The 24840-nt window shown below is 37.2% G+C and carries 27 protein-coding genes; 3 read left to right on the top strand and 24 right to left on the bottom strand.

The window, feature by feature from the left end:
- Positions 1–154 precede the first annotated feature (154 nt).
- The 4 genes from ACIQZA_RS16085 to ytaF form a co-directional block, all read right to left on the bottom strand.
- Complete coding sequence (locus ACIQZA_RS16085; RefSeq protein WP_400935888.1) at positions 155–367, bottom strand: Ig-like domain-containing protein; 213 nt, start codon at positions 365–367, stop codon at positions 155–157.
- 314 nt (positions 368–681) lie between these two features.
- Complete coding sequence (locus ACIQZA_RS16090; RefSeq protein ID WP_402882429.1) at positions 682–1620, bottom strand: LCP family protein; 939 nt, start codon at positions 1618–1620, stop codon at positions 682–684.
- A gap of 30 nt (positions 1621–1650) precedes the next feature.
- Positions 1651–2304, bottom strand: a complete 654-nt coding sequence (locus ACIQZA_RS16095; protein ID WP_402882428.1) for a DUF1232 domain-containing protein — start codon at positions 2302–2304, stop codon at positions 1651–1653.
- A 99-nt stretch (positions 2305–2403) separates the two neighbouring features.
- The gene (gene ytaF / locus ACIQZA_RS16100; protein WP_402882427.1) at positions 2404–3033 is read right to left on the bottom strand and encodes a sporulation membrane protein YtaF; all 630 of its coding nucleotides are present in this window, start codon (positions 3031–3033) and stop codon (positions 2404–2406) included.
- Between the two features lie 301 nt (positions 3034–3334).
- Between ytaF and ACIQZA_RS16105 the strand changes: the two genes are divergently transcribed.
- Both ACIQZA_RS16105 and ACIQZA_RS16110 read left to right on the top strand, forming a co-directional pair.
- Positions 3335–3718: a class I SAM-dependent methyltransferase gene (locus ACIQZA_RS16105; protein WP_402882425.1), complete on the top strand. Its 384-nt coding sequence runs from the start codon at positions 3335–3337 to the stop codon at positions 3716–3718.
- A 1-nt stretch (position 3719) separates the two neighbouring features.
- Complete coding sequence (locus ACIQZA_RS16110) at positions 3720–4094, top strand: hypothetical protein (protein ID WP_402882423.1); 375 nt, start codon at positions 3720–3722, stop codon at positions 4092–4094.
- A 92-nt stretch (positions 4095–4186) separates the two neighbouring features.
- Here the strand turns inward: ACIQZA_RS16110 and ACIQZA_RS16115 are convergent, their stop codons facing one another.
- The 15 genes from ACIQZA_RS16115 to ACIQZA_RS16185 form a co-directional block, all read right to left on the bottom strand.
- Entirely contained in the window at positions 4187–4594 is a 408-nt protein-coding gene (locus tag ACIQZA_RS16115; RefSeq protein ID WP_402882422.1) for a GNAT family N-acetyltransferase, read from the bottom strand.
- 290 nt (positions 4595–4884) lie between these two features.
- On the bottom strand, positions 4885–5151 hold the full coding sequence (locus tag ACIQZA_RS16120) for a hypothetical protein (RefSeq protein WP_402882420.1): 267 nt from the start codon (positions 5149–5151) through the stop codon (positions 4885–4887).
- Positions 5117–5377, bottom strand: a complete 261-nt coding sequence (locus ACIQZA_RS16125) for a hypothetical protein (protein ID WP_402882419.1) — start codon at positions 5375–5377, stop codon at positions 5117–5119. The genes ACIQZA_RS16120 and ACIQZA_RS16125 overlap by 35 nt, the downstream gene beginning before the upstream one ends.
- A gap of 161 nt (positions 5378–5538) precedes the next feature.
- Positions 5539–5862, bottom strand: coding sequence for a YnfA family protein (locus ACIQZA_RS16130; protein ID WP_100544371.1), 324 nt, complete (start codon positions 5860–5862; stop codon positions 5539–5541).
- Between the two features lie 736 nt (positions 5863–6598).
- On the bottom strand, positions 6599–7288 hold the full coding sequence (locus ACIQZA_RS16135) for a glucosamine-6-phosphate deaminase (RefSeq protein ID WP_402882416.1): 690 nt from the start codon (positions 7286–7288) through the stop codon (positions 6599–6601).
- A gap of 116 nt (positions 7289–7404) precedes the next feature.
- Positions 7405–9351 (bottom strand): N-acetylglucosamine-specific PTS transporter subunit IIBC, encoded by a 1947-nt coding sequence (gene nagE, locus ACIQZA_RS16140; protein WP_402882415.1) that lies wholly within the window; start codon positions 9349–9351, stop codon positions 7405–7407.
- A gap of 258 nt (positions 9352–9609) precedes the next feature.
- A complete protein-coding gene (locus ACIQZA_RS16145) occupies positions 9610–10548 on the bottom strand; it encodes an ABC transporter permease (RefSeq protein ID WP_142507830.1) in 939 nt (312 codons plus the stop codon).
- Positions 10526–11449, bottom strand: coding sequence for an ABC transporter ATP-binding protein (locus tag ACIQZA_RS16150; protein ID WP_400935631.1), 924 nt, complete (start codon positions 11447–11449; stop codon positions 10526–10528). Before ACIQZA_RS16150 ends, ACIQZA_RS16145 begins: the two co-directional genes overlap by 23 nt.
- A 5-nt stretch (positions 11450–11454) precedes the next feature.
- Complete coding sequence (locus ACIQZA_RS16155; protein WP_132362901.1) at positions 11455–12150, bottom strand: ATP-binding cassette domain-containing protein; 696 nt, start codon at positions 12148–12150, stop codon at positions 11455–11457.
- 10 nt (positions 12151–12160) lie between these two features.
- Positions 12161–12517, bottom strand: a complete 357-nt coding sequence (locus ACIQZA_RS16160) for a GntR family transcriptional regulator (protein WP_400935633.1) — start codon at positions 12515–12517, stop codon at positions 12161–12163.
- Positions 12514–13287 (bottom strand): hypothetical protein, encoded by a 774-nt coding sequence (locus ACIQZA_RS16165; protein ID WP_400935635.1) that lies wholly within the window; start codon positions 13285–13287, stop codon positions 12514–12516. Before ACIQZA_RS16165 ends, ACIQZA_RS16160 begins: the two co-directional genes overlap by 4 nt.
- A gap of 618 nt (positions 13288–13905) precedes the next feature.
- Complete coding sequence (locus ACIQZA_RS16170; protein WP_402882411.1) at positions 13906–14664, bottom strand: ABC transporter ATP-binding protein; 759 nt, start codon at positions 14662–14664, stop codon at positions 13906–13908.
- Between the two features lie 3 nt (positions 14665–14667).
- On the bottom strand, positions 14668–16986 hold the full coding sequence (locus ACIQZA_RS16175) for an ABC transporter permease (protein WP_402882410.1): 2319 nt from the start codon (positions 16984–16986) through the stop codon (positions 14668–14670).
- A complete protein-coding gene (locus tag ACIQZA_RS16180; protein WP_400935641.1) occupies positions 16971–18281 on the bottom strand; it encodes an MFS transporter in 1311 nt (436 codons plus the stop codon). Before ACIQZA_RS16180 ends, ACIQZA_RS16175 begins: the two co-directional genes overlap by 16 nt.
- Complete coding sequence (locus ACIQZA_RS16185) at positions 18262–18912, bottom strand: TetR/AcrR family transcriptional regulator (RefSeq protein WP_400935643.1); 651 nt, start codon at positions 18910–18912, stop codon at positions 18262–18264. The genes ACIQZA_RS16180 and ACIQZA_RS16185 overlap by 20 nt, the downstream gene beginning before the upstream one ends.
- Positions 18913–19114: 202 nt before the next feature.
- On the opposite strand from ACIQZA_RS16185, the gene ACIQZA_RS16190 reads away from it, so the two are divergent.
- A complete protein-coding gene (locus ACIQZA_RS16190; RefSeq protein WP_400935645.1) occupies positions 19115–19981 on the top strand; it encodes a pentapeptide repeat-containing protein in 867 nt (288 codons plus the stop codon).
- Between the two features lie 183 nt (positions 19982–20164).
- On the opposite strand, the gene ACIQZA_RS16195 is transcribed toward ACIQZA_RS16190, so the two are convergent.
- The 5 genes from ACIQZA_RS16195 to efeB all read right to left on the bottom strand — a co-directional run bounded on the left by ACIQZA_RS16195 (position 20165) and on the right by efeB (position 24837).
- Positions 20165–20614: a DUF1569 domain-containing protein gene (locus ACIQZA_RS16195; protein WP_402882407.1), complete on the bottom strand. Its 450-nt coding sequence runs from the start codon at positions 20612–20614 to the stop codon at positions 20165–20167.
- A gap of 327 nt (positions 20615–20941) precedes the next feature.
- Positions 20942–21163 carry a hypothetical protein gene (locus tag ACIQZA_RS16200; protein WP_402882406.1) on the bottom strand — a complete coding sequence of 74 codons (222 nt, stop codon included), beginning with the start codon at positions 21161–21163 and terminating at the stop codon, positions 20942–20944.
- 251 nt (positions 21164–21414) lie between these two features.
- A complete protein-coding gene (locus ACIQZA_RS16205; RefSeq protein ID WP_142507840.1) occupies positions 21415–21600 on the bottom strand; it encodes a hypothetical protein in 186 nt (61 codons plus the stop codon).
- A gap of 287 nt (positions 21601–21887) precedes the next feature.
- Complete coding sequence (locus ACIQZA_RS16210) at positions 21888–23603, bottom strand: FTR1 family iron permease (RefSeq protein ID WP_402882405.1); 1716 nt, start codon at positions 23601–23603, stop codon at positions 21888–21890.
- Entirely contained in the window at positions 23578–24837 is a 1260-nt protein-coding gene (efeB, locus tag ACIQZA_RS16215; RefSeq protein ID WP_400935655.1) for an iron uptake transporter deferrochelatase/peroxidase subunit, read from the bottom strand. Before efeB ends, ACIQZA_RS16210 begins: the two co-directional genes overlap by 26 nt.
- Between the last annotated feature and the right edge of the window lie 3 nt (positions 24838–24840).

Raw genomic sequence — 24840 nt, forward strand, 5'->3', positions numbered from 1 at the left:
TAAGAGTCCGATCTAGGCGGTACTTTAATATCTAAAACTATGGAATTAATCTATTATTACGGAAAACCATTGGATAGAATGAAAGCTGTCACAAAAGTCACTTTTATGACAGCCCTTTTCATTTTTTACTTGCACAATAAAATGTCAGTGTTTGTTATTTAAAAACAACTTCTATGACTGTTGATTCAATTTTGTTTCCATCCTTGTCTTTAGCTTCAACAGTTAGGCTTGTGCCTGCCTTTTTGGCTTTAATCTTCACTGTGAATTTGCTTTTGCTTCCCCTAATAATGTTTCCCCGTTCTTGTACAGTAGCATTCTTTTCAGTTGTACCTGTAACTGTTTTAGGTTTTACTGTTACTTTATCTATTTCAAGGAGCTTTTAGGTGCAGTGAAATTTGGCATATTTGTTAAAGGAAGCAGACTAGAGATATAACCATAGCTGCCTAGTTGGAGATAGTTTAGTAGATTTGCTTGCACAAGGAATTTTGGATGTAGCAAAAGTGATTTAGCTCATCCGTTAATATGAGAATTTTCACGAATCTGATGGTAATGTAATTTGCTGATAAAGGAACCCATAAAATAACAGAAGAGTATGTTTTGAAATAATTGTTCAAAACATACTCTAATTTTTGCCCTGCTGATTACTTAATTTTGTTGTTACCTTTTGTCCCATCAAGTATCTTAGTCATTTTTTTCATTGTCCTTTGATGATAAAAAGTCTTCTAATGCCTGTTTGTTCTTATCTAAGTCAATATCCAAGACGTCACCTACGTTGACACGTTTGTCTTCATAAGCATCTGCAACAGGAATTCGTAAAGTGTCAATACCTTTAGAGTTTCCTTTTACTATCCCTTTTGCAATTGTAAGGATTGTTTTATTATCAACATTTGTATCAATGTAGGAATCTGCAACGCCAAGTATTTTTGGCAAATTCATTAAGCTCGAAACACCGATTTGTTCTTTCACCTTACCCAAAACCTCTTGCTGGCGTTCCACTCGCCCAAAATCACTTAAGCGATCGTGACGGAAACGTACATAACCTAATAACTCGTTACCATGTAAAACTTGTTCCCCAGGATGTAATGTCATACCAATTCCATGAGACATTTCATAAGGAATATCAACCTCTATCCCATCAGGTGCTAAAAGATCTATAATTTTAGGGAATCCTTTAAAATCTACAAGAGCGTAGTAATTTACATCAATATCAAAATTTTGCTTAATTGTTTTCCTTACAAGTTCAGGACCTCCTAAAGCAAAAGCAGCATTTATTTTATTCATTCCGTGATCTGGGATGTCGACATACGTATCCCTCATAATCGAAACAAGTTTGACATCATTTGTCGTTTGATCGTAGTGTGCAATCATTAAACTATCCGATCTACCATCCTCGTCTCTAGCGTCACTTCCCATTAATAACACATTAATCTGACCAAATTGCACATCAGCTCCTTCAAATGGGTCAAACGCCTTTTCGTTATCTTTTAAATGACTATCGTCTGCCATAGCCAATCCGCTATTATATTGATAAACCCCATAAATAATCCCTGCTACGATTACTAATGCGAATGCTAAGAACAAATTCCTTAGCCATTTACTGCCCTTTTTGCTTCTTTTCATAAATAAATCCACCTATCACTTAAGTCTAAGTTATTTTTTTAGTAATGCCTTTGTAGTAAGTTGCACAGCTATTGCATCGTCTAGATAACCAATAGGAAATAAATAATCCGGTATAACATCTACTGGAATAATAAAATATAATAATGTACTTCCAATTAAAGTTAGTTCAAAAATGGTTCCCTTCCCCAATGTAAACTTCTCATATAACTCTTTTAATTTGCTTATAAACGGTCCAATGCTTCCTACACTCTTAATTTTTTCGTCAAAATCCTTAAGAATCGAATTTTTCCCTTCTTCTGTTTGCGCATAGAGTCCATAGCTTTCTAGTTTCTGTTCAACATGAGACACCGAAAATTCATCATCATAAACATTAGAAGATTTAAGAAGAGATTGTATTGCGTCAACAGAGGTATGAATATCTGAATCTGAATCTGATTCTGACTCTTCTTGTCTCTGTTCAATTGGGTATCCTGCTGCTTCAAAAAGATTGATTAAAGGAACATCAAGGCAGTCTGCAAATTTTTCTAAATGTTGTGGTGTCGCATTTCTCTTACCATTTATTATCCGTGAGATCGTAGCTGTGTCGATTCCAGTAAGTTCACCAAACTTCCGCATAGATAATGAACGTTCTTTCAATAACCCTCTTAGCAATAAACCAAGTGTACTGTTTCTCTGTTCAGCCATTTTCGATTCTCCCTTCTTACAGACTAAAGTAGTTGTCAAACATGAAATGATCATTCTCAAGAAGTGTATAATTATGTTGACATTTTGTCAACAAATTAATTAGAAGAAAGCAGCAAAAGCGATTATTATCAACATTACTCCACTAATTATTGTTCCAAATTGCCCTACAGTAAATGAACCGATCCGAACATCTGCTACTTTACCCCCTAACTTGACACCTAACCAAACAGTAATAAAACTCCCAATTGCAGCAAGTATCGAGATGACAAGTGGTGAAAGACCAAGTAGACCTGCACCTACACCATTCGTTAATGCATTCGCCGCTAAGGCAATGCCGAGAAGTACAGCCTCTCCCCATCCAATTTCTCCAGACTTATTGAATTGAGCTTCCTCGGGATTTCTTAAAATATCTTGAACATTATTATTAGCATTGTTTCCATTCACTTTTGAAGTTTCTTGTTTCCGCGGTTTCGCCAAAAGAATAATCCGAATTCCGATTATACATAATAATATCGCTCCGATGACGACAGGAAGCATACCTGGAAGAATTTTTGACAGCCATACTCCAAATGTAATGCCTGCCATACTCATTAGAAAACAAATGACCGAAATTAAAATATTTTTATCAAATCTAACATTTATCTTTCGAATGCCGTAAGAAAGTCCGACACCCAAATTATCAATACTAGATGAAAAAGTAAAAGCCAAAATGATTAACCAAGTCACCATACCACATCCCTTATTTTTTTATATCATATTACTCGTATTGACAAATGGTACCTATTTATCCGAAAAACATTGACAAAAAAACAACATATTTTGGTAACACAATAAAGTGTGCGAATGAAAAAAAATATTGGCTTTCAGCGGTTTCAATGAACCAATTAAGCCAACGGGTATTAGTCAGAAAGCAGTATCGCATTGTTTATAGCGTTTATCCCTCTAGATTCCAATATGGAATCAAAGCTGATCATTTTACGCATTTCTGTCAATTAAACTTTTTGGTAAGCTCAAAGAAAGGAGAGGAGAGATGACAACAAAATGGAGTGCCAATTTATATGATCAAAAGCATGACTTTGTTTCAAAATTTGGAGGGAGCTTAGTAGATCTGCTTGCACCACAAATAAATGAAGAAATTTTAGACGTAGGTTGTGGCACAGGTGATTTAGCCCATGAAATTGCAGCTCTTGGTGCCAAAATTCATGGGATAGATGCCTCTCATGACATGATTATCGCTGCACTGCAAAAATACCCAGATATTACGTTTCACACAATGGATGCTACCGTACTTAACTTGACAAATCAATTCGACGCAGTCTTTTCAAATGCTGCATTACATTGGATGAAACAGCCGGATGAAGTCATTCAAAATATTTACAATGCACTGAAACAAGGGGGGTCGTTTCGTTGCTAAAATGGGAGGTCACGGTAATATTGCTTCTATTGTTTGGGCACTGCAAAAAAGTATGGAGGAATTAAAACTTTCTTATATTGAGGATTACTTCCCATGGTATTTTCCAACTTTAGAAGAATATCAGTCGAAATTAGAAGGCGCTGGATTGACAGTTGAAATGATTACGCTATATGAACGCCCAACACCGCTTCTAGGCGAAGACGGGTTACGTAATTGGCTAAAAATGTTCAGTAATAATATGCTAAAGTATTTATCAGAAACTGAAAAAGAACAGATTTATGCAAAATGCGAAAAATTATTACAGTCAGAATTTTATCAGAATCATCAATGGTTTGCTGATTATTGCAGATTACGCTTTGTTGCCATAAAAAAATAACAGCCCTTTCACACATGAAATCGAAAGAAAGCTTTGATGAATAACGTAGCACGTAAAAACGCTTGAAAATATCCAAGCGTTTTTCTTTATTTTTATTTAATTCCAGACTGCATTTCGTAATTTCTAACGAGCATTCCGTTTGATTTTAACATTCCTAACTTCTCATAATAAGGAACTAAGTCATCATCACAACATAAATCAATCATATAGATATCTTCAAGTTCCTTTAACATTTGTTTGACTAATTCCTTGCCAATACCTTTATTTTTATACTCCGGCAAAACTTCAAGGAACGGAATGTAGGCAGATAATACGCCATCGCTAATCGCAGTTATAAATCCTACTACTTGATTCGTATGATTATCTAAAGCAATGACTATCTTACTACTGTTTGTTAACAGCTTTAAGTGAGTTTGTGGATTAGGCGGATTCGGCCAATCTACAAAAAAACCATTCAACATTTCAGAAGAAATTCCATCAAGAGAATTTTGGTATATCAACTTATATCAACTCCTAAATTATTTTTTAATTTTTAGGTAGATGATATTAAAAATAAAGTAGCAAAATTGCAAACCTCCAAACATTTCTAGGATTACTATAAGATATTCGATTTCAAGTTCTTAAAATCCTTCTTTTTGTACTTTTTGATTAAATTCAAGGAATCTCTTGGTTATATCCAGTAATTTAAGTAAATAAAAAAAATATATATTTTCATTTAGTAATATACGTTCTCCCATATCATTTTGAGGATTTAATGGATTTACATGTACTTTTAGCAAACTTCTAGTTTTCAAACTACATTAATTAATGTATTCCATTCTTCCTTATCATCCGTTAAATATACAGTTGCAGTACTCAGCGGAAAAAAGATTTGATTGACAGCTTCGACTTCTTGAACAACAAAAGAGCCTATAATTGTAATAATAAAAGTAATCAAAATGGAAATTACGACTTGAATACGACGCTTTTTATTTATTTTTTTAAATGGTGCTTTTGCTATCATTACCTCTTCTGACAGAATATCATTTGTTGGAAATTTCTCTTGCTTTGGCTTCATTATATTTAACTGCTTCGTCAGATTCATCAAGCATTAGTTCCCCCATATTAGGACAATAGGTTTGCTTATTTTCGTTTGTTGGATAACCATCTTTTGAAGCACTTTCCTTAGTAGGTATATCTAGATCCGAGGCGTTATCTTCTGCCTTTGTTAATGTTTCTTGTTGTGAACAACCGACTAATAAAAGAAATAAAATTACTGCAAAGATAAAATAATTATCCCTCATTTTCTCCCACATATATTTAAGAAACCATTTTCTTCCATTGAACAACTCTGTTAGTTGAATAGCAACAATCTTTTCGAAAACCGCCTTAATTTAAAGTAAAAAAACCCTTCACAATCATGATTTTACTCAAATTGTGAAGGTTCATAAAAACATTCTATCTATCATGAACGAGGGATTAAAATCACCAAAACACCAATCAAACAAATGCCTGCCCCAACGAAATCCAAGATGTCTGGTTTTTTCCCGTCGATTCCCCAGCCCCACAAAATGGAAAGGACAATAAAAACACCTCCATAGGCAGCGTAGACTCTTCCAAAGGTTGGGAAGGACTGAAAAGTAGCGACAACTCCATATAAAGCCAACACAATCCCGCCTATAACTCCCCAATAAAATGGTTTACCTTCTCTTAACCAAAGCCAAATTAAATAGCCACCCCCTATTTCGCCGATTCCTGCGAGGATAAATAATAATGTTGCACTAATCATTTTTTTCACTCTTTCTGTATATGTTTAGTCTTTTAGTAAAGGTATTTCATTCAACAATTATTCAATCATATCTCCCCTCCTTTAGATAAAATATGGAGATGGATTTCTATTTCAATGTTTAAAGGCTCTATAAGCGATTTAGGAAGCAAAAGCGCATCTTTCTCTTTAAATCAATCCCCAGTATGTAATCGTATTTGCTACGCCTATAATAATCAGCATCTCACGAAAATTTTCTTTTTTCGCTGCAACGTTTCCATAGACACGCCTCTCTAGTTTTTCATTCATTATATCGAATTCTATTTACGTCTTGAAACATTTTCTACACAACACTAACGCCGTAGCATAATTGCGTTCGGAATTGGCTTTGTGCTTAGGCCTGCAGATGTTTTTTGCGCGAAAGCGTAGCGGCAGCGGCAGATGTCTTTTGTGCGAAAGCGCAGTGCTAACGTAGCGTCAGCAACAGATGTTTTTTGCGCGAAAGCGTAGCGGCAGCGGCACCGATGCAGGTCAGTTAGCCGTTATCGCATGGATGCGAGGATTTTAGGCTAACATCCTTTATTAACTTCTTTCCGATTTCCGTGACATCCGCCGGAGGCTTTAACTTATTGCAGCGGATGTTGTACACCTGCTGCAATAAATTAAAAAAGCAGTTGAAGTACTACTATTTCTTGTATCTTCAACTGCTTATTATCTTGTCTAATAGTACATGACTAGCTGGACGTACAAGGGCGTTTCCCTACTCTTGTAGATCTGTTAATATCACAACATTTGGATGCTTTGTTAAAACACTTGCTGGCACATCTTCAGTATAGTCAGAAGCAAGTACATGTTTTAAAACATCACGTTTTGCATCTCCAACAGCGATTAACAAAATGCATTTTGCGCGCATAATGGATTGAATCCCCATCGTTATGGCTTGCGTTGGAACTTCATCGATTGAATCAAAGAAGCGTTCATTTGCATGGCGAGTTGATTGTTCAAGCGTTATCAGATGTGTCAATGAATCAAATGGTGTTCCTGGTTCATTGAAACCGATATGGCCATTTTGTCCGATACCAAGCAATTGGAAATCTAACGAATGCTGTTGTAATAGTGATTCATAGCATGCAGCTTCCTCTGTAGGATTATCAGCTAAACCATTTGGTAAATAGGATTCTTTAAATGGTTTATGGCGAAATAAATGTTTATCCATATAAAATGCATAGCTTTGATCATGTTTAGCACTTAGTCCAACATATTCATCTAGATTAAAGCTAACGCAATTGGAAAAATCAACCTCAGACTCACAGATTTTAGAATATAGCGGTTCCATTGTACCACCTGTAGCTAAACCAAACGTTGTAGCACCGTTATTTTTTGCATTCGTTATAATGTCTACTGCACGAGCGTATAAATCTTTTCTGGAAGAATAACGTTCTAATTTCAATTCTAGATGCCCCTTTACTCAAATTTTTAATCGTTAAAGCTCAATTACTTGTAAATCACATTTCAAAAGTTGTAATCTTCCCTCAGAAGTATTGATGTTCATGAATCTCTTGTTTATTACTTTTTAATAGAAATAATATTATTAGAACCAGCTCGTTGGAAACCGGATTTTTCAAGTGTAACTTCTCGTCCAATTAAACTTGTGAATACAATTGGTGTGACGATAGAAGGTACTTTGTCTTTAATGTTCTTAAAGTCTACTTTTAATAACGGATCACCCCGTTGAATTAATTGCCCCTCTGAAACTATCATTTCAAACCCCTCACCGTTTAGCTTGACAGTATCTAAACCAACATGAATTAGTATTTCTACACCTGTATCGGATTTTAAGCCGATAGCATGCTTCGTTGGGAAAATCATGACTACTCTTCCATCAAACGGTGCATAAACCGTACCATCTGTCGGATGAATGCCAAAACCCGGTCCCATTATACCTGATGAAAAGGCTTCGTCAGGCACTTCAGCTAACGGTATTAAATCACCTGTCATGGGCATTTCAAAATCATCTGAAGAAATTGTTGCTTGTGCTACAGTCTCTTCAATAACAGACGGATCTTGCTGTAAAGAAATATTTGCAGGAGTTGGGTTACCTTTTTTCAGGCGATCTTTCATAGCTTCTGCTAAAAATTCTACTGATGTACCGATAATCACTTGTACGTTTGTCTTATTAATTCGCATAACACCACGCGCACCCGTTTGTTTTAACATTTTTTCATCCACCCGATCCACATCGCCAACAGTCATACGAAGACGGGTTGTGCAGTAATCAACTTGCTTAATATTAGTTGGTCCTCCTAACGCTTCGATTGTTTTGTACGCTCGAACATCTAAATCGTTAGCTATAGCTGAATCAACTTCCGTTCCGTCCTCCTCTTCATCTTCACGACCAGGCGTTTTTAAGTCTAATTTCTTGATTAAGAAATAAAAAATGACGAAGTAAATAGCTCCAAAACCTAATCCCAATGGAATTAATAGCCATGGTCTATCTGCTAAACCAAAGTTTAATAGATAGTCAATTAAACCTGCTGAAAAACCGAAACCATCACGGAACCCAATAATATAAGAAACCGCAAGCGAAATACCTGTTAATACAGCATGGATACCATAAAGTATAGGTGATAAGAACATAAAGGTAAATTCAATCGGCTCTGTCACGCCTGTTAAGAATGCTGTTAACGCGATGGATACAAACATACCACCGACTACTGCACGTTTTTCCTTTTTCGCTGCAAAATACATCGCAAGACACGCTGCTGGTAACCCAAACATCATGATTGGGAAGAAACCTGCTTGGAAATGTCCTGCTGTTGGGTCTCCGGCTAAAAAGCGATGGATATCCCCTTTGACCAGTTCACCTGCAGCATTTGTAAATTCGCCAAAGTCAAACCAGATGATTGTATTAATAACATGATGTAGACCGACTGGAATTAATAAACGATTGAAAAAACCATACATTCCAACCCCAAGTGATCCTGCACCAATAAACCAGTTCCCTACTGCATCGATTCCACCTTGAATTGGTCCCCACACTAAAGCTAAAATACTAGCTAAAACCGCCATTGTAATAGACGTTATAATGGGTACAAATCGCCGTCCTCCAAAGAAGGATAACCATTCTGGAAATTTAACATTATAAAATTTGTTATACAGTAAACCTGCTGTAACACCAGCAATAATACCGCCAAATACGCCCATATTTAAGTCTTTATTAACTGCCCCTAAGACTGCGACTAATATAAGATGGGCAATGGCACCTGCTAACGCAGCACCACCACTATTATCGTGCGCAAAGCCTATAGCAATACCGATTGCAAAAATAATGGGTAAATTACCTAAAATAGCATCACCTGAAGCAGCCATAATGCTTGCAATATAATGCACAACGTTATTCGGTACTGCACCAAGCATATCATCAGAGCCTAAACGTAATAGTAATGCAGCTGCTGGTAAAGTAGCGATTGGAAACATTAACGACCTACCGATTTTTTGTAAGAAAGCTAACAATTTTCCGCCTCCCTCTAGGTATAGTTGTCTATACCAATTATTGTACTATCTATTATATTCTTTATCTAGCGAAAAATAACCAATTTTCAGAATTTTCTATTTTCATAACTTATATTCAACCGCTTATCTTTATGTATCTGTTTTATTTTGGATAAAATTATATTCTAAAATTGTCTCATCCAGACAAAAAAAGCACCTACAATTGTTAGTTATATTTCTAACAATTGAGGTGCAGTTCATGAAACAGCTAACGCATTTTTATGCTGTTACATCACGTTTCATAAATGTCATATAGCTGATCGCAAGGAAAATTACAGCGTAAATCGCAAGAATTGTGAGTGAGAATGGCATTGTCATACCATCTACTATAAAATTGCCTTTTTCATACTGTGTTAAGTCTGAATGTGTTAGCCAAATATATTTAACGATTTTAAATCTGCTTAGGAACATCACAATCATTCCACCTGTAAAGGTTAAGAACATCGTTAAGCCAATCGCTAAAGAGCTTGAACGGAAAACTGACCCCACTAAGAAAGCAAACAATATTGACATGACAAAGCTTCCGCCAGAAAGTAAATAGTGATAAGCTAAATCATTCCATACTGCTTTTTCAACAACTTGACCGTTGACCATTTCTAGCTCAACACCAGTTGAACCGCCAAATAGTATCAGTCCAACAAGAGCACTTACTACTACATTGACAACAAACAATAAGAGTCCAAATATGAAAGTTGTAAGTAATTTTGACGTTAATATTTTTGCGCGCGAAACCGGACGCGTTAATAGCATTTTAATCGTACCAGTAGAGAATTCACTAGATACAATACTTGCTGCAGTAATAACTGTAAACAATGTCACTAAAGTCAGCATGCTACCTGTAAATGACATAAAACTTTCTATGCTTCCATCTACTTGTGACGGCACATTATTGGCTAATCGATACTCCGAAATAGCAATTTGCTCCTCAAAGTATTTTTTATCCTCTGCCGATATATTGTCATCGTTCATAAACTCTTTATTATTATTAATGGCCTGTTGTTCACTTTCTTGCCACGTTATATCTTCTGTTATTTTTGTATCAAAGTATTTCAGCAGAATACCTGGACCAATAATAAAGAGGATAACTAGCGCGACCATTACCCAAGTTCCTTTTTTATGCCATAATTTCATCCATTCATTTTGAATTAGCTTCAGCAATTTGGCCACCTCCTGTCATTTCTAAGAATTGATCCTCTAACGTTTTTTGATGCGGTTGTACAGCAAATAATTGAATTCCTTCATTAACAAATTGCGAAATGAGTTTCGGTATATCCTCTTTCTTTATTTCCACCACATAACCGTTATTTTCTGTCACAAAGTTGTAATCAAGCTTTTGTAGAAGTGCTGCAGCCTGATCATTTGGTGTAGCTTCAATATAATAAAACGAAGAAGTTTCAACGTTGATATCACGAATATCAATGAGTTTGCCATTTTGTATAACAGCTACTCGATCACACATTAACTCAATTTCGGATAATAAATGACTGGAGACAAAAACAGATACTCCATCCTCCGCCGCAATTTTACGTAAGTACATACGAAACTCTCGGATACCTGCTGGATCCAGACCATTAGTTGGTTCATCTAAAATTAAAAATTTTGGTCGATGAAGTAGTGCCTGTGCAAGTCCTAAACGCTGACGCATCCCTAACGAATACGTTGATACCTTTTCATGAATGCGTTTCTCAAGACCAACTTGTTTAACGACCTCTTCAATACGCTCTTTTGTCACGTTTTTATGCATACGCGCAAAGTGCAGTAAGTTTTTATAGCCCGTCATAAATTTATACATTTCCGGATTTTCTACGATTACGCCGACCTTACTAATCGCTTCTTCATAATTCTCCTTTAAAGAAATACCATCAATAATGACTTTCCCCTCAGTTGGATGCATTAGCCCTGTCATCATACGAATTGTCGTCGTTTTCCCTGCTCCATTCGGTCCTAAAAATCCAGTAATTTGACCTGGATATAAATCGATATTCAATTGCTGAATCAATTGCTTACCACGAATGGTTTTTGAAATATTTTGCAATTGAACAATAGGTTGTGTTGTCATTAATTTCACCCTTTCTTATAAAATGCCTTCATCCATTGCACAGCATCCTTATTCGACATATCTCGAATCGTCTCTACTTCCTCATGTGCAATAATCGAACCATTTTGCAATAAAATGATTTGATCTAAAATAGGCTCTACTTCATATAATTCATGTGTTGATAATAAAATTGTCTGATGTTCAATATCAGTAAATTGAATTAACCCTTTAATGAGCTGTTCACGAACAATAGGATCAAGACCAGAAAATGGCTCATCCATTACATAATAAGGTACTTCTCGCCCAAGAGTTGCGGCCATTTTCATTCGACCACGATTCCCCTTTGATAATTGCCGTAGTTTCACACTTTTATCAACCTGTAAAAACTCCGCAACAATACATGCCTTATCATACGAAAAATCTTCGAATTGAGAAGCATAATGCTGAAAAAGCTGCTCACCTGTGTAAAAATCAAAAAATAAATCAATATCTGGTAAATAAGCAATTTTATCAGCACTTCTACGTGTAACAGGTGTTCCATTTAGCAATACTTCACCACTTGATGGACGTAATATGCCTGTCAACACTTTTAATAGTGTCGACTTGCCACTACCATTTTCTCCAACAAGCCCAATGATTTGTCCAACCGGAAAGGAAAAAGACACATCTTGTAGAATAGGCTTTTTCATATAACGAAAAGAAACATTCGATAACTGTAGCATTTATTTCACCTCACGATTTATTTTGTAAAACAACGAGCATCTCTTCCTTTGAAAATCCAAGTGCTTCAATGGAAGTTAAAAAATGATCTGCTAATTGTGTTTTCATTTCTTCGCGTAAAAGCGCAATTCGCTCTTTATCAGTTGTAATAAATGTACCTTGACCTCGTTTGGTTTCCGTTATATTCATCGCTTCTAACTCCTTGTACACCCGTTGCACAGTATTTACATTAACACCTGTTTCCACTGCATATTCTCGAACCGAAGGAAGTCGATCCCCAAGCACTAACTTCCCTTTCAGAATGTCCCCACATATCCTATCTACGAGCTGACTATAAATGGGCTTATCACGTGAAAAGTCGATTGTCATCGTAAAACCACCTTTTCAAACCACTTTGTCGCTATGATAAATAAGATGGCTACCAAAATAAAAGTTGCTACTTCATCTACGATATACATTGTGCCCCAACTTAAATTCATTGTTGACGACTTCGGGAAAAATGGTTCCAGACCCGTTAATGGAATACCAATATGATGGAAAATATTATCATATAATTCGCTTTCTGTAAATTTGAACCATAAATTCAAACTGAAGAAAAAGGTAAACATCGTGATAACTACAGAAAAGTTACCAATTAAGTGTTTCATCTGAAGATTAAATGTAAAAAATAGTAGCACTATCACAAACATCATCAATTGGAAAATAACAATAATTGACACAACAAGCATAATCAATAAAAAGATTTGGGCGAAGTTTCCTATAATCTCTTCTTTGATATTGTATATAGCTATACTTACAAAGATAAAATTGAAGATAGCGTATCCTATTAAGGAAAATACAATTTTCACACCTACAAGCTGTGCAATGGAACTAGTTGAATGCAGCCAGATCTCTTTGGTCCTTAAGTCATTACGAATACTAACTAGATATTGTAATACCGAAAAAAATACACCTAACATAAGTACTAATATCGAAAAGAAAAATGGCAGCTGGTTTTCCATCGTAAATTCACCACTAAAACGCCTAATTAAATATGGAACGATTATTGACAGCATGATCCCAATAAAAATTCCACTGAATAGCCATGCCCTATAAAGCATCCATTCCTTTTTCAACAGCCCTGCAAAATTTTTCAACATAAACACCTCGAGTCATAGTGTGCTAGTTAAATAGTACACTATGACTTTTAAGTTTGCAAGTATTAAAAGCAAAAAAAGGAAGAACCTTAAAAATATAGGCTTCTTCCTTCAGGTTGTAATGCAATATATACATCTTCTGCAATATTGGAGGTGATTTCCTGAGGGCGTCAAGTCTTCACTCGAATCAACTAATCCACATGACAGACGTTTTATCACCCAACTTTTTAGTTTTATCGATTAACTTTTGCGTTTTATCACCTAACTTCTGAATTTTATCGACATCCGCCTTCTAAAGAGCGGTAAGTCCTTAATATTGTGTAAAATTCTATACTTTGTCAAATTGTCCAGCTTATGTTGGAATTCGCCGCTAAAAGTGTGAGTTGCGCCGCTAACCAAAGGAAGAACGCCGCTAAAACCCGAAATTCCGCCGCTAACCCAGCAAGGAACGCCACTAAAACTTGAAATTCCGCCGCTAACCAAGCAAGGAACAGTCCGCTGAGCCTCTTGGGTCGACAGGATGTTGATCACGAAGGCATTATCACAGGACGTGATGCTTTTAGTCTTCGTTCCCCTGATGCTCGATCCAGGGTCTCATTCAGCGTTTGTTGATCTAACAACTCATATCCCTCTTTCCCACATTTTCTCCGTTACTTTCCCTACTCTGTCATCAATATTCGTTCCGTCAAACTTTGGAAGCTTTACCTCACTTACGATTTTTCCATCTCGCATAAACAAAACACGCTCCGTCCGCGCCGCTACCTTTGCATCGTGAGTGACAAGCATAATCGCAGTTCCGCCCGCGTTAATTTCGGAAAAGATGTCCATGATCTCCTGTGCTGATTTTGAGTTAAGAGCACCTGTTGGTTCATCTCCGAAGATGATTTTCGGGTTGTTCAAAAGCGCTCGACAGATCCCTGCTCGCTGTAGCTGCCCTCCCGAAACTTGTGTAATGTCGCGCATTTCAAGCTCCTCTATACCTACCCTCTTCATAAGTGCTCGTGCCTTCGCTGATATTTTTGCAACATTTTTTCTATTCTCCCGCATTAATGGCAGAATAATATTATCGAGAATATTTAGATTTTTAAGCATCGTTGGCTGCTGAAATACAAAGCCCATTTTAGTTCTACGAATATCTGAAAGTTCAACCTCTCCGACGGAAGATAAATCACTACCATCAAAAATAACCTTTCCGCCATCAACGCTGTCCATGCCGCTCAGCGCAAACATTAGCGTTGATTTTCCCGAGCCAGAGGGTCCCATTATCGCTACAAACTCACCCTCGTTTATGTCAACGGACGCTCCGTCGAGAACATTGCACTTTTCATCGCCCTCGCCGAAAGATTTTACAATATGTTCACCGATGATAATCTTCTTCATAAACTACTCCTTTATATTTTCGGATATTTTTATTTTCCCCGCGCCCGATGTACCAATTATTGTTGTGATTAGTACCGAGCAAACCATCATTAACGGACAAAGCACGTACGCCGAAAGTGGATTGATCGAAAAACTAAACGACGACGCCCCAAACGAGGAGATAACTGCGCCCGCAAGTACTTCTCCGAGAGTATTCGCCAATAGAGTGCCAAGAACAATTCCTATCATTGATACGAATACCGCTCGTGAAGCAAACTGTATCGTAATATCCAATTTTGTAAAACCTAATGCTTTCATGACGGCAATCGAATATCTGTCCTTTGCGACAAGCATTTTCATAAATAACAGTGTCACTAGTACCGTTATTACAAGCGCTATGGCAATTGCAGCAATGGATGCCTTCCCGATCGATTTTATGGTCGAGCCGAATGTTTGAGTTACAAATTCATCGATATTGGAAATCTTAGCGAAAGTAAATCTGTCTGCATACTCTGAAACTTTTTCATTAACAAGAGATTTATCTGAAAGCTTCGCGCAAATCACGCTCCACATTATACCTTCCGAATTATCAGTAAAAACAGCCTTTGCCGTTTTTCCGCCGTTCGTAATGTCGGAATAAATGCCACTTACCGTGAGCTTTATATCCTTCCCCTTCATCACGACCGTAATGACATCGCCGACATTTTTGCTCAATTCATCAGCGTTCAAAGATGAAAGTGCAATTTCGTTTTCAACTGCGGGTGCTCTGCCCTCGGTATATTGAATTGGGAATATCGAATGGTCGCCGAGTTCGATTTTTATATTTTCTTCCGAACCGTCTTCCATTTTTGTTTTGAATGTTTTTGTTGTAAGAATGGTATATTTTGAAATGTAACTGTCGTTGTTCATAAATGTTAAAACTTCGGCAGATTTTTTAGAAATATGATCAGTCTGCTGAATATCAATACGAATATCGTAGTTTCCAATACCCATATATTTAATGAAACTTGTGGAGGAAATCGTGTTGTAAAGGTTTTGTGGAACAATAATGATAAATGCTGAAATTACAAGTACTGCAAGCATTGTAGCGTAAAGTCTCTTCCTTGCAAGAACATCCTTGATACCAAGAAAAATATTCGGGTTAAGTAGCTTATTTCTATGCAGGCAAAAGCGCTTTGTTCCTGCGTTTTTTTCCTGTGAAGTGCCAAAACGGATTGCTTCTGCTGCAGATATTTTCCGAAACCGTCTCAGTACTCCGCTTACATAGGCAATGATTGCGAGAAATACAAGCAGAATTCCGATTATTCCTAAAGCTGCAGCAAAGGAGGAGTTTTCCGTTTCCCCCATATAAAGCCTGATATTTTCAAGAAGCAGGTCTTTGAATATTAATGAAAGTACAAAACCAAGAATACTCCCCCCTGCTGCAATCGCTGTGTACTTCGCAAGATAAATTTTCTTAATGTCAGAAAGACGCAGCCCTATCGCCTTCATAACACCAATTTCACGGTAATCATCCTCGATTTTCGCAAGGAGTGTAAAACGTACGCACATAAATGCGATTGCAACGACTAGAACGCTTATAAGAAGGATAACTGCTATCAGCAGCCCATCGGAAATTGCGTTAAGTGTTTTGAAAAGTGGATACGTAATCGTTGGTCCATTCGCTTCAAGCCCTGCGGAGGCATAAGCAGTTTCAAATTCACTAAGCGCAGATAAATCCTTTAATCTAAACTCAATCAAATATTCCGTACTTCCATTGTCTTTTATTGCCGCGTAATCATTCGGACTGACTAGAAATCTTTTTGAGGAAGACAACATAGAATTCATCTGTGAATCACGAAGGAAGCCCTCTACAGTAAATTCCTTTCCACCTATTTCGGCTTTATCACCGACCTTTATGTCGATGTCCTTCATATAGTTTATCGGAACATAAAGCTCGCCATCGGATACGTTTATGACGTTTCCGTCAAGATCAAGAAGATAATCAAATTTTTCACTCTGTATACTGAAACCATTGTCTTGAACATTATTCGCAAGCGAATGATCACCTAAAATAATTTGCCCATTGTCCATATTAAGAAACTCAAGCACTTGAAATTCATCAACATCGTTGTTTTGCTCCGCGAAATTCGCAAGTCGTACAGTATCAATATCCCCCGAGTGCATTTGCATAAAATGCGGCGTTTTCGCTTGATTCATTAGAGAATCGATCGCACCAGAAAGATTGACAATAAGTATCACCGAAAGGGAAACGAGCATAGCCGCAGCAGCGACAAATATCATTGTTGTCAGCGTTATCAGTTTGCTTTTAGCAATGTCATTACGGATTAATCTGAAATACATACGTCACCTCTGTTTTCAAGCTTTTTAACTGACTTCAAGTTGCACAGAATGAACGAAGTAACACATAATAAAATGCCAGCAATTATGATGAGTAAGCCCGTTCCTCTACCTTGACCTGTACCGGTAATTTTCCCTACGCTGTCAGCAAGCAATCCGCCGTCAACTAGAAAAGGAGTGAACACATAATCCGCAAGTACTCCCGAAAGCGCATAGGCCGCTACAAATCCAAACTGTGAAATTACCCCTATAAGTGACCACGCTCTACCCTGAACAGCATTATCAATATTGGTACGAACAAGAAAATCCAAAGTTGAGTTTGCAAATGGCATCATGGCAAAAAAGAAAAAACCTGAAATACAGATTAGAGCTATATTTTCTCGAAGTCCGAATACCGCCATAAATATTCCTTCAAAAAACAGCGAAAACGAAAGAATTTTCACATAGCCTTTTTTGATTGGAAGAAATCCGATGATGACACTGGATACGAGCATCCCTGTAGCGACAACTGTTTCCACCGTTCCTATTACGGAGCTGTTCGTAAAAGTTAGCAACATCGGAATGGAAAGTGTTTCAATAATTCCAAGATAAAATGTCAGCACCGATGTCATGATGACAAGAACGAGCACACCTCGATTTTCAGAAACTGCACGCCAACCATCTTTGAACTCACGGAAAAACGATTGTGTCTGTTCGCATGTCTTTGAAGCAAGCCCTTTACGTACTGCAAGAGCTGTTGTAACGGTTACAAAGAATGTACAAATGTCAATAACAAGCAAAAGCTTTATATCGGAAACGGTGAGTAAAAATCCCGCAATGATAGGTGAAATCAAATATTTTGCAGAACCCGCCACCTGGACTAAACCACTTGCCTTTGTGTATTGTTCCTCGGTCAATAAATCCGTAACCGTTGCCTTGTATGCGGGATCAAGCAACGATGAAAACACCGAGCTTATCGTAACTCCCACACAAATCTGCCATAGCAATGCTTCCCCGCTTAGCATACATATAAGAATATAAACAAGTCCTATCGCTGAAAGACTGTCGCCTAACACCATTAAAATTCTTCGATCATAACGATCCGCAAGCACTCCTGCCACAGGGCTTAATAGAAGCGAAGGCATAAACGCAAGTAAAGTTACAAGTGCCATTGCCGATGCCTTTCCCGTCTTCTGGAAAACATAAATCCCAAGCCCAAACGCTGTAAGCCCGCTTCCTATTGCTGAAATTAGTTGTCCTGACCAAAGCAGAAGAAATTTTTTAAAAAAACCCTTGGAATCAACCATCGTTGTTTCCATTTTCTTCACCCCCATCGCCAAACATTTTCATCATGTACATAAGACTTCCACTTTCGACACCGAGCAGTCTTTCTACGTTGAAGACAAAAGCTGGTATTCGTGCAGCACGTTCTTCATCGGTTATATTAACCATATCATCATCAAAAACGGTATTCGTATAGGCCACAATCATTTCCATACATTCATACGGGTACGGCGTACTGAATAGTCCTTGCTCAATCCCCTCACGGATTATTTCCGTCAGTATTGGGGGAAGACCGTTCATAATAACCTTTTGTATTTTCTGATGCATAAGCGCGTTCTGGGGCTTATGTATATGGTCAATAATTTCCTTACCGTTTCCGCCGCTTATGTTTAATGCCATTACAACACGGATAATACGCTCGTGAACGGCTATACTCTTATCTGCAGCAATTCCATTGGCTGCACCTAAAATTTGAGCATTATACCGCTCAATTAGCGCGTCCATAATATCTTCCTTCGACTTGAAGTGATAATACAGCGTTCCTCGTGCAATTCCGACCTTTTCGAGAATATCGTTAGTACTAGTGCCATCAAAGCCCTTCTGACCGAAAAGCTCATCAGCCGCATCAAGTATTTCGTTTCTGCGCTCCATCGCTTCTTTTCTCATTTTTATTCCTCCTTATTAGACCGACTGTCTGTCGATAAAAATTATAGCATTTTACAATAAATTGTCAATAGGCTGTAAAAAACTATCCATTTATTATTTAGAGGTACACTATAAATTCATCCATACAAAATTATCCTTTTAACGCATAATAAGTGATAGAATAAAATGTAAAAAGTTTATGTGTTAAGTGAGGTAAACAATAATGTCTGAAGTAAAAAAAATCGATTATACAATAGGAAATAAAATACGTAAAGGCTTACAGGCAGATTGCCAAAGCTGTTTTGGTCTATGTTGCACAGCTTTAAATATTGCTGCTTCTAGCGACTTTGCCATTAATAAAGCTGCTGGGACACCTTGCCCTAATCTACAATCGGATTTTAGCTGTCAAATTCATAGTAAACTTAGAGATCGAGGGTTTAAAGGATGTACAGTTTTTGATTGTTTAGGAGCAGGACAAAAAGTGTCACAAACAACCTTCCATGGACAAGACTGGCGACAACACCCTGAAATTTCTGAGAAAATGTTTCGTGTCTTTCCGATTATGGAACAACTTTATGAAATGATTGCCTACGTAGCAGAGGCATTATCGTATACGGTTGATTCATCCCTATTTAACAAACTACATAGGCAATTAGAACAGCTACAGCGTGCAACTGAGCTAGAAGTAGATGCATTACTAGCAATAGATATTCCTAATTTCCGACTGTCGGTGAATGTTTTACTGTTAGAAACAAGTGAGCAAATTCGCCAAAGCTTTATCGAAGAGATTAATGGAAAAAGCGCTCGAAAGTATGACTATCGTGGGGTTGATTGGATTGGAAAGAATTTAAAGGGCAAGGATTTAAGAGCAACTGATCTTAGAGGAGCTTATTTAATTGCTGCCAACCTACAAAATGCAGATTTAAGAGGTGTGGATTTTATAGGTGTGGATTTACGTGACGCCAATTTACGAGGCGCAGACCTTTCTAGCAGTATGTTTTTAATCCAAATGCAAATAAATTCAGCACAAGGCAATCACCAAACAAAATTACCCTCCCACCTAAAACGTCCGTCGCATTGGGATAACTAACTTCTAAAAGAGGGGAAGACAGCAATTCCCCCTCAGAGAAAAAACACTATATTGTTTGCTGAAAGCTGAATGGTATTTATAAAACCTTGAAAAAAGATTGTCAAAACATGTTTTTTCTAAATTCAATTGAATCATCCTTTTATAAAAGTTTCCTTGCTCAATTAAAGCGCCCGATTAATATGCTTAAACTCCAAACTGTTTAAAATGATGGTCAAGATGCTTGTATATTCCCTTACCCCATTGCTCAGAAGTGAGTTTCCCAAAAAAAGGATGAGGATGAGTTGTGCACTTCTCTGGTCCGTTATTTTGGAATGTGATAATTTTTTGTTTAAGCTTTTCTTTTTCTGTCTCAAAATCTCTATCATCTGCAATCAAAATAGTTGGAATAGTAGACATATTATGAGGCAATGTCTTGTCATTGTATATCATTTTTTTTGCAAACCTCCCTACTATTATTCCTAACCAACTCCTTGGTGGAAAAGAATTTCCCATTGCGATGTCTTGGAAAGATGAACAATGCGCTAGCATTTGAGCAACGTCCATTTTTCCCCATTGTGGTTGTGAATTTGGACTCAATTTGTCCATACGCTTTAAAACTTCTGCTGTATGCATATGATTAAAAATATTTTTCATTAGCTGGCATATCCCCTTTAAAGATGGTGGTATTTTAAACGGCTGACACCGCTATTAGTAAAAAAGTTTGATTAAGACTACAGAAGTATTCAAAGCAGCTGTCGCACTTGTGAGCGTTGATTCAATCATAATCACAGCTTTGACTGTTCAAAGAGATGCATGCTACATATGAAGATGTCGATGCGCTCCTGTAAATGAGTGAACAACATAACAAAAGGACTTACGTATATGAGTTGTAATACGCACAAGTCCCTAGATTGTTGGAGCTAAAACATTATGAAAATTGCACTCAATGATTATATAATCCCTATTTCAATAAAGCTACATTTATAGATTATTAATTACGAGTACATTCAGAACCCAACCAAGAATTGAAATGATAATAATACTCCAAGCATTTTTCTTACGCTGTATTACACCTACAATTCCCATAATCACCCCTAGTAATGGTGAAAATAGAATACCAATAATATACGCAAAAATATTGTAGGTATTATAACTATAGATTTCATTACTTTCATTACCGTATTTTCCACAATCCATCTTCATTCCCCCGTCTACTTTAGGCCAACTTGATGTTGGTCACTGAGTCATGGTTGATGTTCCTGTTGCTTCGCTTTCGCACAGATAAAACCTATTGTTGCTGGCGCTTCGCTTTCGCACAGATAAATTGCCACAGGACATGGTGTTCTTGGACTAAGTTCCTCTATTTCAGTGGAAGCTCCGCCATCCGCCGAAAGAGATCCAACTTTGCGTTAGCTCTCGTAGTAATTACCTATTCGAATTATAACTCAAATAAGTTACTCCTTCTTCCATTTATAGGGAATATTTGCCCAATCGTAAAATATATTAAAAAGGAAAAATAAAATTGAAGTTCCAATAATTTGCCCCCATTGAATGGCATCACGAAATAACCATTGAATTATAATAAATACTATGAAAAAAATTAGCGAATATTGTATATTTTTCTTTATAATTTTTACCATATTCATCCTCCCCATACAATAGTACTCTTTTCTACTTATTCAGGAAAGGCGACAATACAATTAATTACATAAAGTCGTAAAGTTGTATTGTAGAAAATGAGCCTATTTATTCTCCTTTTGTAACGATGCAGTAAATTCTAACAACGTCCAATTCGTTAGAAGCACCGTTTATGAAGTCATGAGTTTACATAAAAAACAAACCTTTGTTTATTGCAAGACTTTCATATAGATTCATTTTTTATCGAAAAGCAAAAAGGCAGATGAAAGTATATTCATCCGCCCTCTATTTATTTTTGTTTCTTTTTATAAATAATTGTAGCTACAACAAGTAAAAGTAAAATCGCTTGTCCAATCATTGTTTCTACTGTTGGATAAAAACCAATGAAGCTGACAACTGGCAAGCCATCTACAATTGTAGTTGAAACTGTATCTCTTAGCTGCAGTGTATGCAGACTGACACCAATAATTTTAAACGCCAATACATAGATTAACACCGTTGCCACTGCGAAAAATTTATGAATTGGAATTTTTCCACTTGCTTTCAATAACACAAATGCAAAAATAGTTAATAATATAAGTGCTACTACGATACCTAGCACAAATTGAGATGTCTCCATTTTAGGTGCAATCCCCGCATAAAAGACAAGTGTTTCTGCCCCTTCACGGAAAACGGATAAGAAGCTAATTGCTGCCATCGCAAACACCGAGCCACTTGAGATTGCATTGCCCATTTGTTTGGAGATATAGCGATTCCAACTTGTCACACTTGATTTACTATGGAGCCAAATACCAACTCCAATCATCATCGCAGCTGCTAGTAACCCAATATACCCTTCCATCAGCTCTCGACTTGTATCAATTGTCGCAGATTGGAAAAGTGTCGACATTAAAACAGCTGCTATCGCTGATAGTAAGATTCCTACAAATGCGCCAACATATATCCATTTGCGCATTGTTTTTTGTCCAGATTTCTCTAAGAACGATACTAATGCCATAATAATGAGCAGTGCCTCTAAGCCCTCTCGCAGTAAGATTAATGCTGCATCCCACAGAGTATAATCCGAGTCACCTTGAATCAGTTCAATTTCAGTGCGGAAAGTATCAAGCTTACTTTTAATTGCTTTGGCATCGACGTTAGACTTTAATAAATCACTAACGAGGATCGGCATATCACTTTCAATTTTTGTATAAAGGCTGCCGTTACGTGTTGAAATATCAATTTCTACACTTGGCCATATTTTAATGAACTCTCGAATTTTATCAGATGCAGCCTTGTAATCACCTGCATCGATAAAATCGTTTGCCTCATCAATATAAGCGACTAGTGTTGCTAAAGAATACTCACCTTCAACAACTTCCGCCGTATCTTTACCTGCTACAAAATCCTCGATTGTTTGTTTTAATTCTGCATATTGAGATTGCATTAAGGCTACATCTGGCTTTTCGGAAGCAAGTGAGATTCGGATAAAGGCCATCTGTGTTTCAATTTGTCCGTACATCGCAATACTTTGCTCACGTACAGGGCGTTCAATTTTCTTCCATTTTGTATTAAAATCCTTATACGCTGCGTCGATTTTAGTTAAATCACCACTTGCTAAGGCATCTTCAAATGCTTTCATGTTAGGTTTAAATTTCGTGCCAAATTCTGCTCGCTGCGCAGCTTCATCTACAGGATTCTCAAGCTTTTCTAAAGCACGTAAGGCATTTGACAAGTCAGACAATGCCTTTAAACGTTCTTCTTTAGAAGTAGCTTTAACTGCTTGCGCAAGAATTTCATCTACTTTTACTTTTGCGTCCTTTTGCTCAGACGTTACCGATGCCCAGTCTGTGGCAAATTGTTCAAGTGCATGTTCTGCCTCGGCTTCTTTGTCCTGCTTCGTATTCATTAGCGCATCACTAATAGAAATGTACAACTGACTATATGATTGCGCTGCCTGCACCGGTACAGCAAGTGCCAATAACAAGCAAAGTACTAAACTACAGCGCGTTAAAAAGTGCTTCACCTATATAACTCCCCTTTGATACACCAGGGAAGCAAGCAAACACTGCGCTGCCTCGATGGGTAATGTACTCATTCAATTTATCCATTCGCCCTAAGCTATTTTGGACTGTTGTAAACTGGGCTGGGTCTTTTTGATAAGATATAAATAATAGTCCGGCATCATGCGTACCAGTATTCGTCATAACTCCAGATGCATAAGAGTATGAACGACGTAAAATACGTGCACCAGATTTACGGGCCAAATGCACATGTGAAGTATCTGGCATAATATACTCACTATTACTATCCTTCGCCTCTACATCGAAATCATCAAATTCTTTCTTTTTACCAAAAGGTGCACCACTATCGCGATAACGACCAAATGTTGCTTCCTGATCTTTTAAAGATGTACGATCCCATGTTTCAAGATGCATCTGTATTTTACGGGCAACTAAATAAGAGCCGCCTTTTAGCCAACCTTTATCGACCCATACTACTTTATTTAAATCTTTTTCATCGGTACTCGATGGATTTACCGTACCATCCTTGAATGCAAATAAATTTCTAGGTGAGCCTCCGCCAGCTGGGAATGAGTTAAATCCTGCCTGTGACCATTTAATTTCTACCTTACCAGAAGCTGCACGAACTAAATTACGTACAGCGTGGAATGCCACTTGTGGATCATCCGCACATGCTTGAATACAAAGATCTCCACCAGTAAATTCTTTTTGTAACTGATCCTTCGGGAAGTGAGGTAAGTCTTTTAATTCCTCAGGCTTCAAATGCTGGATACCAAGTTTATCAAACAAAGAAGGTCCTACACCTATTGTAATCGATAAGTTTGAAGCATCTAACCCATCCGCTTCACCAGTATCTCCTGTAGGCACTCTAGTATTTGTTGTTAAATCTACCATTAATTCACCATTCATTAAACGTACAACAAGAGGTGTCCATTGTTTGAACAACTCTTGTAGTTCTTTCTTTGATGTAAATAAAACATCCAAAGAAGCAAAATATATATTTGTCTGAACAGGTGTAATAATGCCAGATTGATGTTTTCCATAGAAATCAACTTTGTTAACTGCTGTCGTGCTGTCTGCAACAGGCTCAAACACATCATAGCCCATTACTTTCATAACACCACCAAAGCCAGAAGCACCGATTGCTACACCAGCTACTCCCATACCTGTTAACTTTAACATGTCACGTCTAGATATTTTTTTATTGCTCCATTTTTCATCATTTGACACTGTCATTTA

It is taken from the genome of Lysinibacillus sp. NPDC096382, assembly GCF_044762845.1.
Lineage (GTDB): Bacteria > Bacillota > Bacilli > Bacillales_A > Planococcaceae > Lysinibacillus.

Excerpts from the sequence above, each read along its gene's own strand:
- ACIQZA_RS16090 (WP_402882429.1), bottom strand. The coding sequence starts at position 1,620 with ATGAAAAGAAGCAAAAAGGGCAGTAAATGGCTAAGGAATTTGTTCTTA.
- ACIQZA_RS16095 (WP_402882428.1), bottom strand. The coding sequence starts at position 2,304 with ATGGCTGAACAGAGAAACAGTACACTTGGTTTATTGCTAAGAGGGTTA.
- ytaF (WP_402882427.1), bottom strand. The coding sequence starts at position 3,033 with ATGGTGACTTGGTTAATCATTTTGGCTTTTACTTTTTCATCTAGTATT.
- ACIQZA_RS16105 (WP_402882425.1), top strand. The coding sequence starts at position 3,335 with ATGACAACAAAATGGAGTGCCAATTTATATGATCAAAAGCATGACTTT.
- ACIQZA_RS16110 (WP_402882423.1), top strand. The coding sequence starts at position 3,720 with ATGGGAGGTCACGGTAATATTGCTTCTATTGTTTGGGCACTGCAAAAA.
- ACIQZA_RS16120 (WP_402882420.1), bottom strand. The coding sequence starts at position 5,151 with ATGAAGCCAAAGCAAGAGAAATTTCCAACAAATGATATTCTGTCAGAA.
- ACIQZA_RS16125 (WP_402882419.1), bottom strand. The coding sequence starts at position 5,377 with ATGAGGGATAATTATTTTATCTTTGCAGTAATTTTATTTCTTTTATTA.
- ACIQZA_RS16130 (WP_100544371.1), bottom strand. The coding sequence starts at position 5,862 with ATGATTAGTGCAACATTATTATTTATCCTCGCAGGAATCGGCGAAATA.
- ACIQZA_RS16150 (WP_400935631.1), bottom strand. The coding sequence starts at position 11,449 with ATGACAACACAACCTATTGTTCAATTGCAAAATATTTCAAAAACCATT.
- ACIQZA_RS16155 (WP_132362901.1), bottom strand. The coding sequence starts at position 12,150 with ATGCTACAGTTATCGAATGTTTCTTTTCGTTATATGAAAAAGCCTATT.
- ACIQZA_RS16160 (WP_400935633.1), bottom strand. The coding sequence starts at position 12,517 with ATGACAATCGACTTTTCACGTGATAAGCCCATTTATAGTCAGCTCGTA.
- ACIQZA_RS16165 (WP_400935635.1), bottom strand. The coding sequence starts at position 13,287 with ATGTTGAAAAATTTTGCAGGGCTGTTGAAAAAGGAATGGATGCTTTAT.
- ACIQZA_RS16170 (WP_402882411.1), bottom strand. The coding sequence starts at position 14,664 with ATGAAGAAGATTATCATCGGTGAACATATTGTAAAATCTTTCGGCGAG.
- ACIQZA_RS16175 (WP_402882410.1), bottom strand. The coding sequence starts at position 16,986 with ATGTATTTCAGATTAATCCGTAATGACATTGCTAAAAGCAAACTGATA.
- ACIQZA_RS16180 (WP_400935641.1), bottom strand. The coding sequence starts at position 18,281 with ATGGAAACAACGATGGTTGATTCCAAGGGTTTTTTTAAAAAATTTCTT.
- ACIQZA_RS16185 (WP_400935643.1), bottom strand. The coding sequence starts at position 18,912 with ATGAGAAAAGAAGCGATGGAGCGCAGAAACGAAATACTTGATGCGGCT.
- ACIQZA_RS16190 (WP_400935645.1), top strand. The coding sequence starts at position 19,115 with ATGTCTGAAGTAAAAAAAATCGATTATACAATAGGAAATAAAATACGT.
- ACIQZA_RS16195 (WP_402882407.1), bottom strand. The coding sequence starts at position 20,614 with ATGAAAAATATTTTTAATCATATGCATACAGCAGAAGTTTTAAAGCGT.
- ACIQZA_RS16200 (WP_402882406.1), bottom strand. The coding sequence starts at position 21,163 with ATGAAGATGGATTGTGGAAAATACGGTAATGAAAGTAATGAAATCTAT.
- ACIQZA_RS16205 (WP_142507840.1), bottom strand. The coding sequence starts at position 21,600 with ATGGTAAAAATTATAAAGAAAAATATACAATATTCGCTAATTTTTTTC.
- efeB (WP_400935655.1), bottom strand. The coding sequence starts at position 24,837 with ATGACAGTGTCAAATGATGAAAAATGGAGCAATAAAAAAATATCTAGA.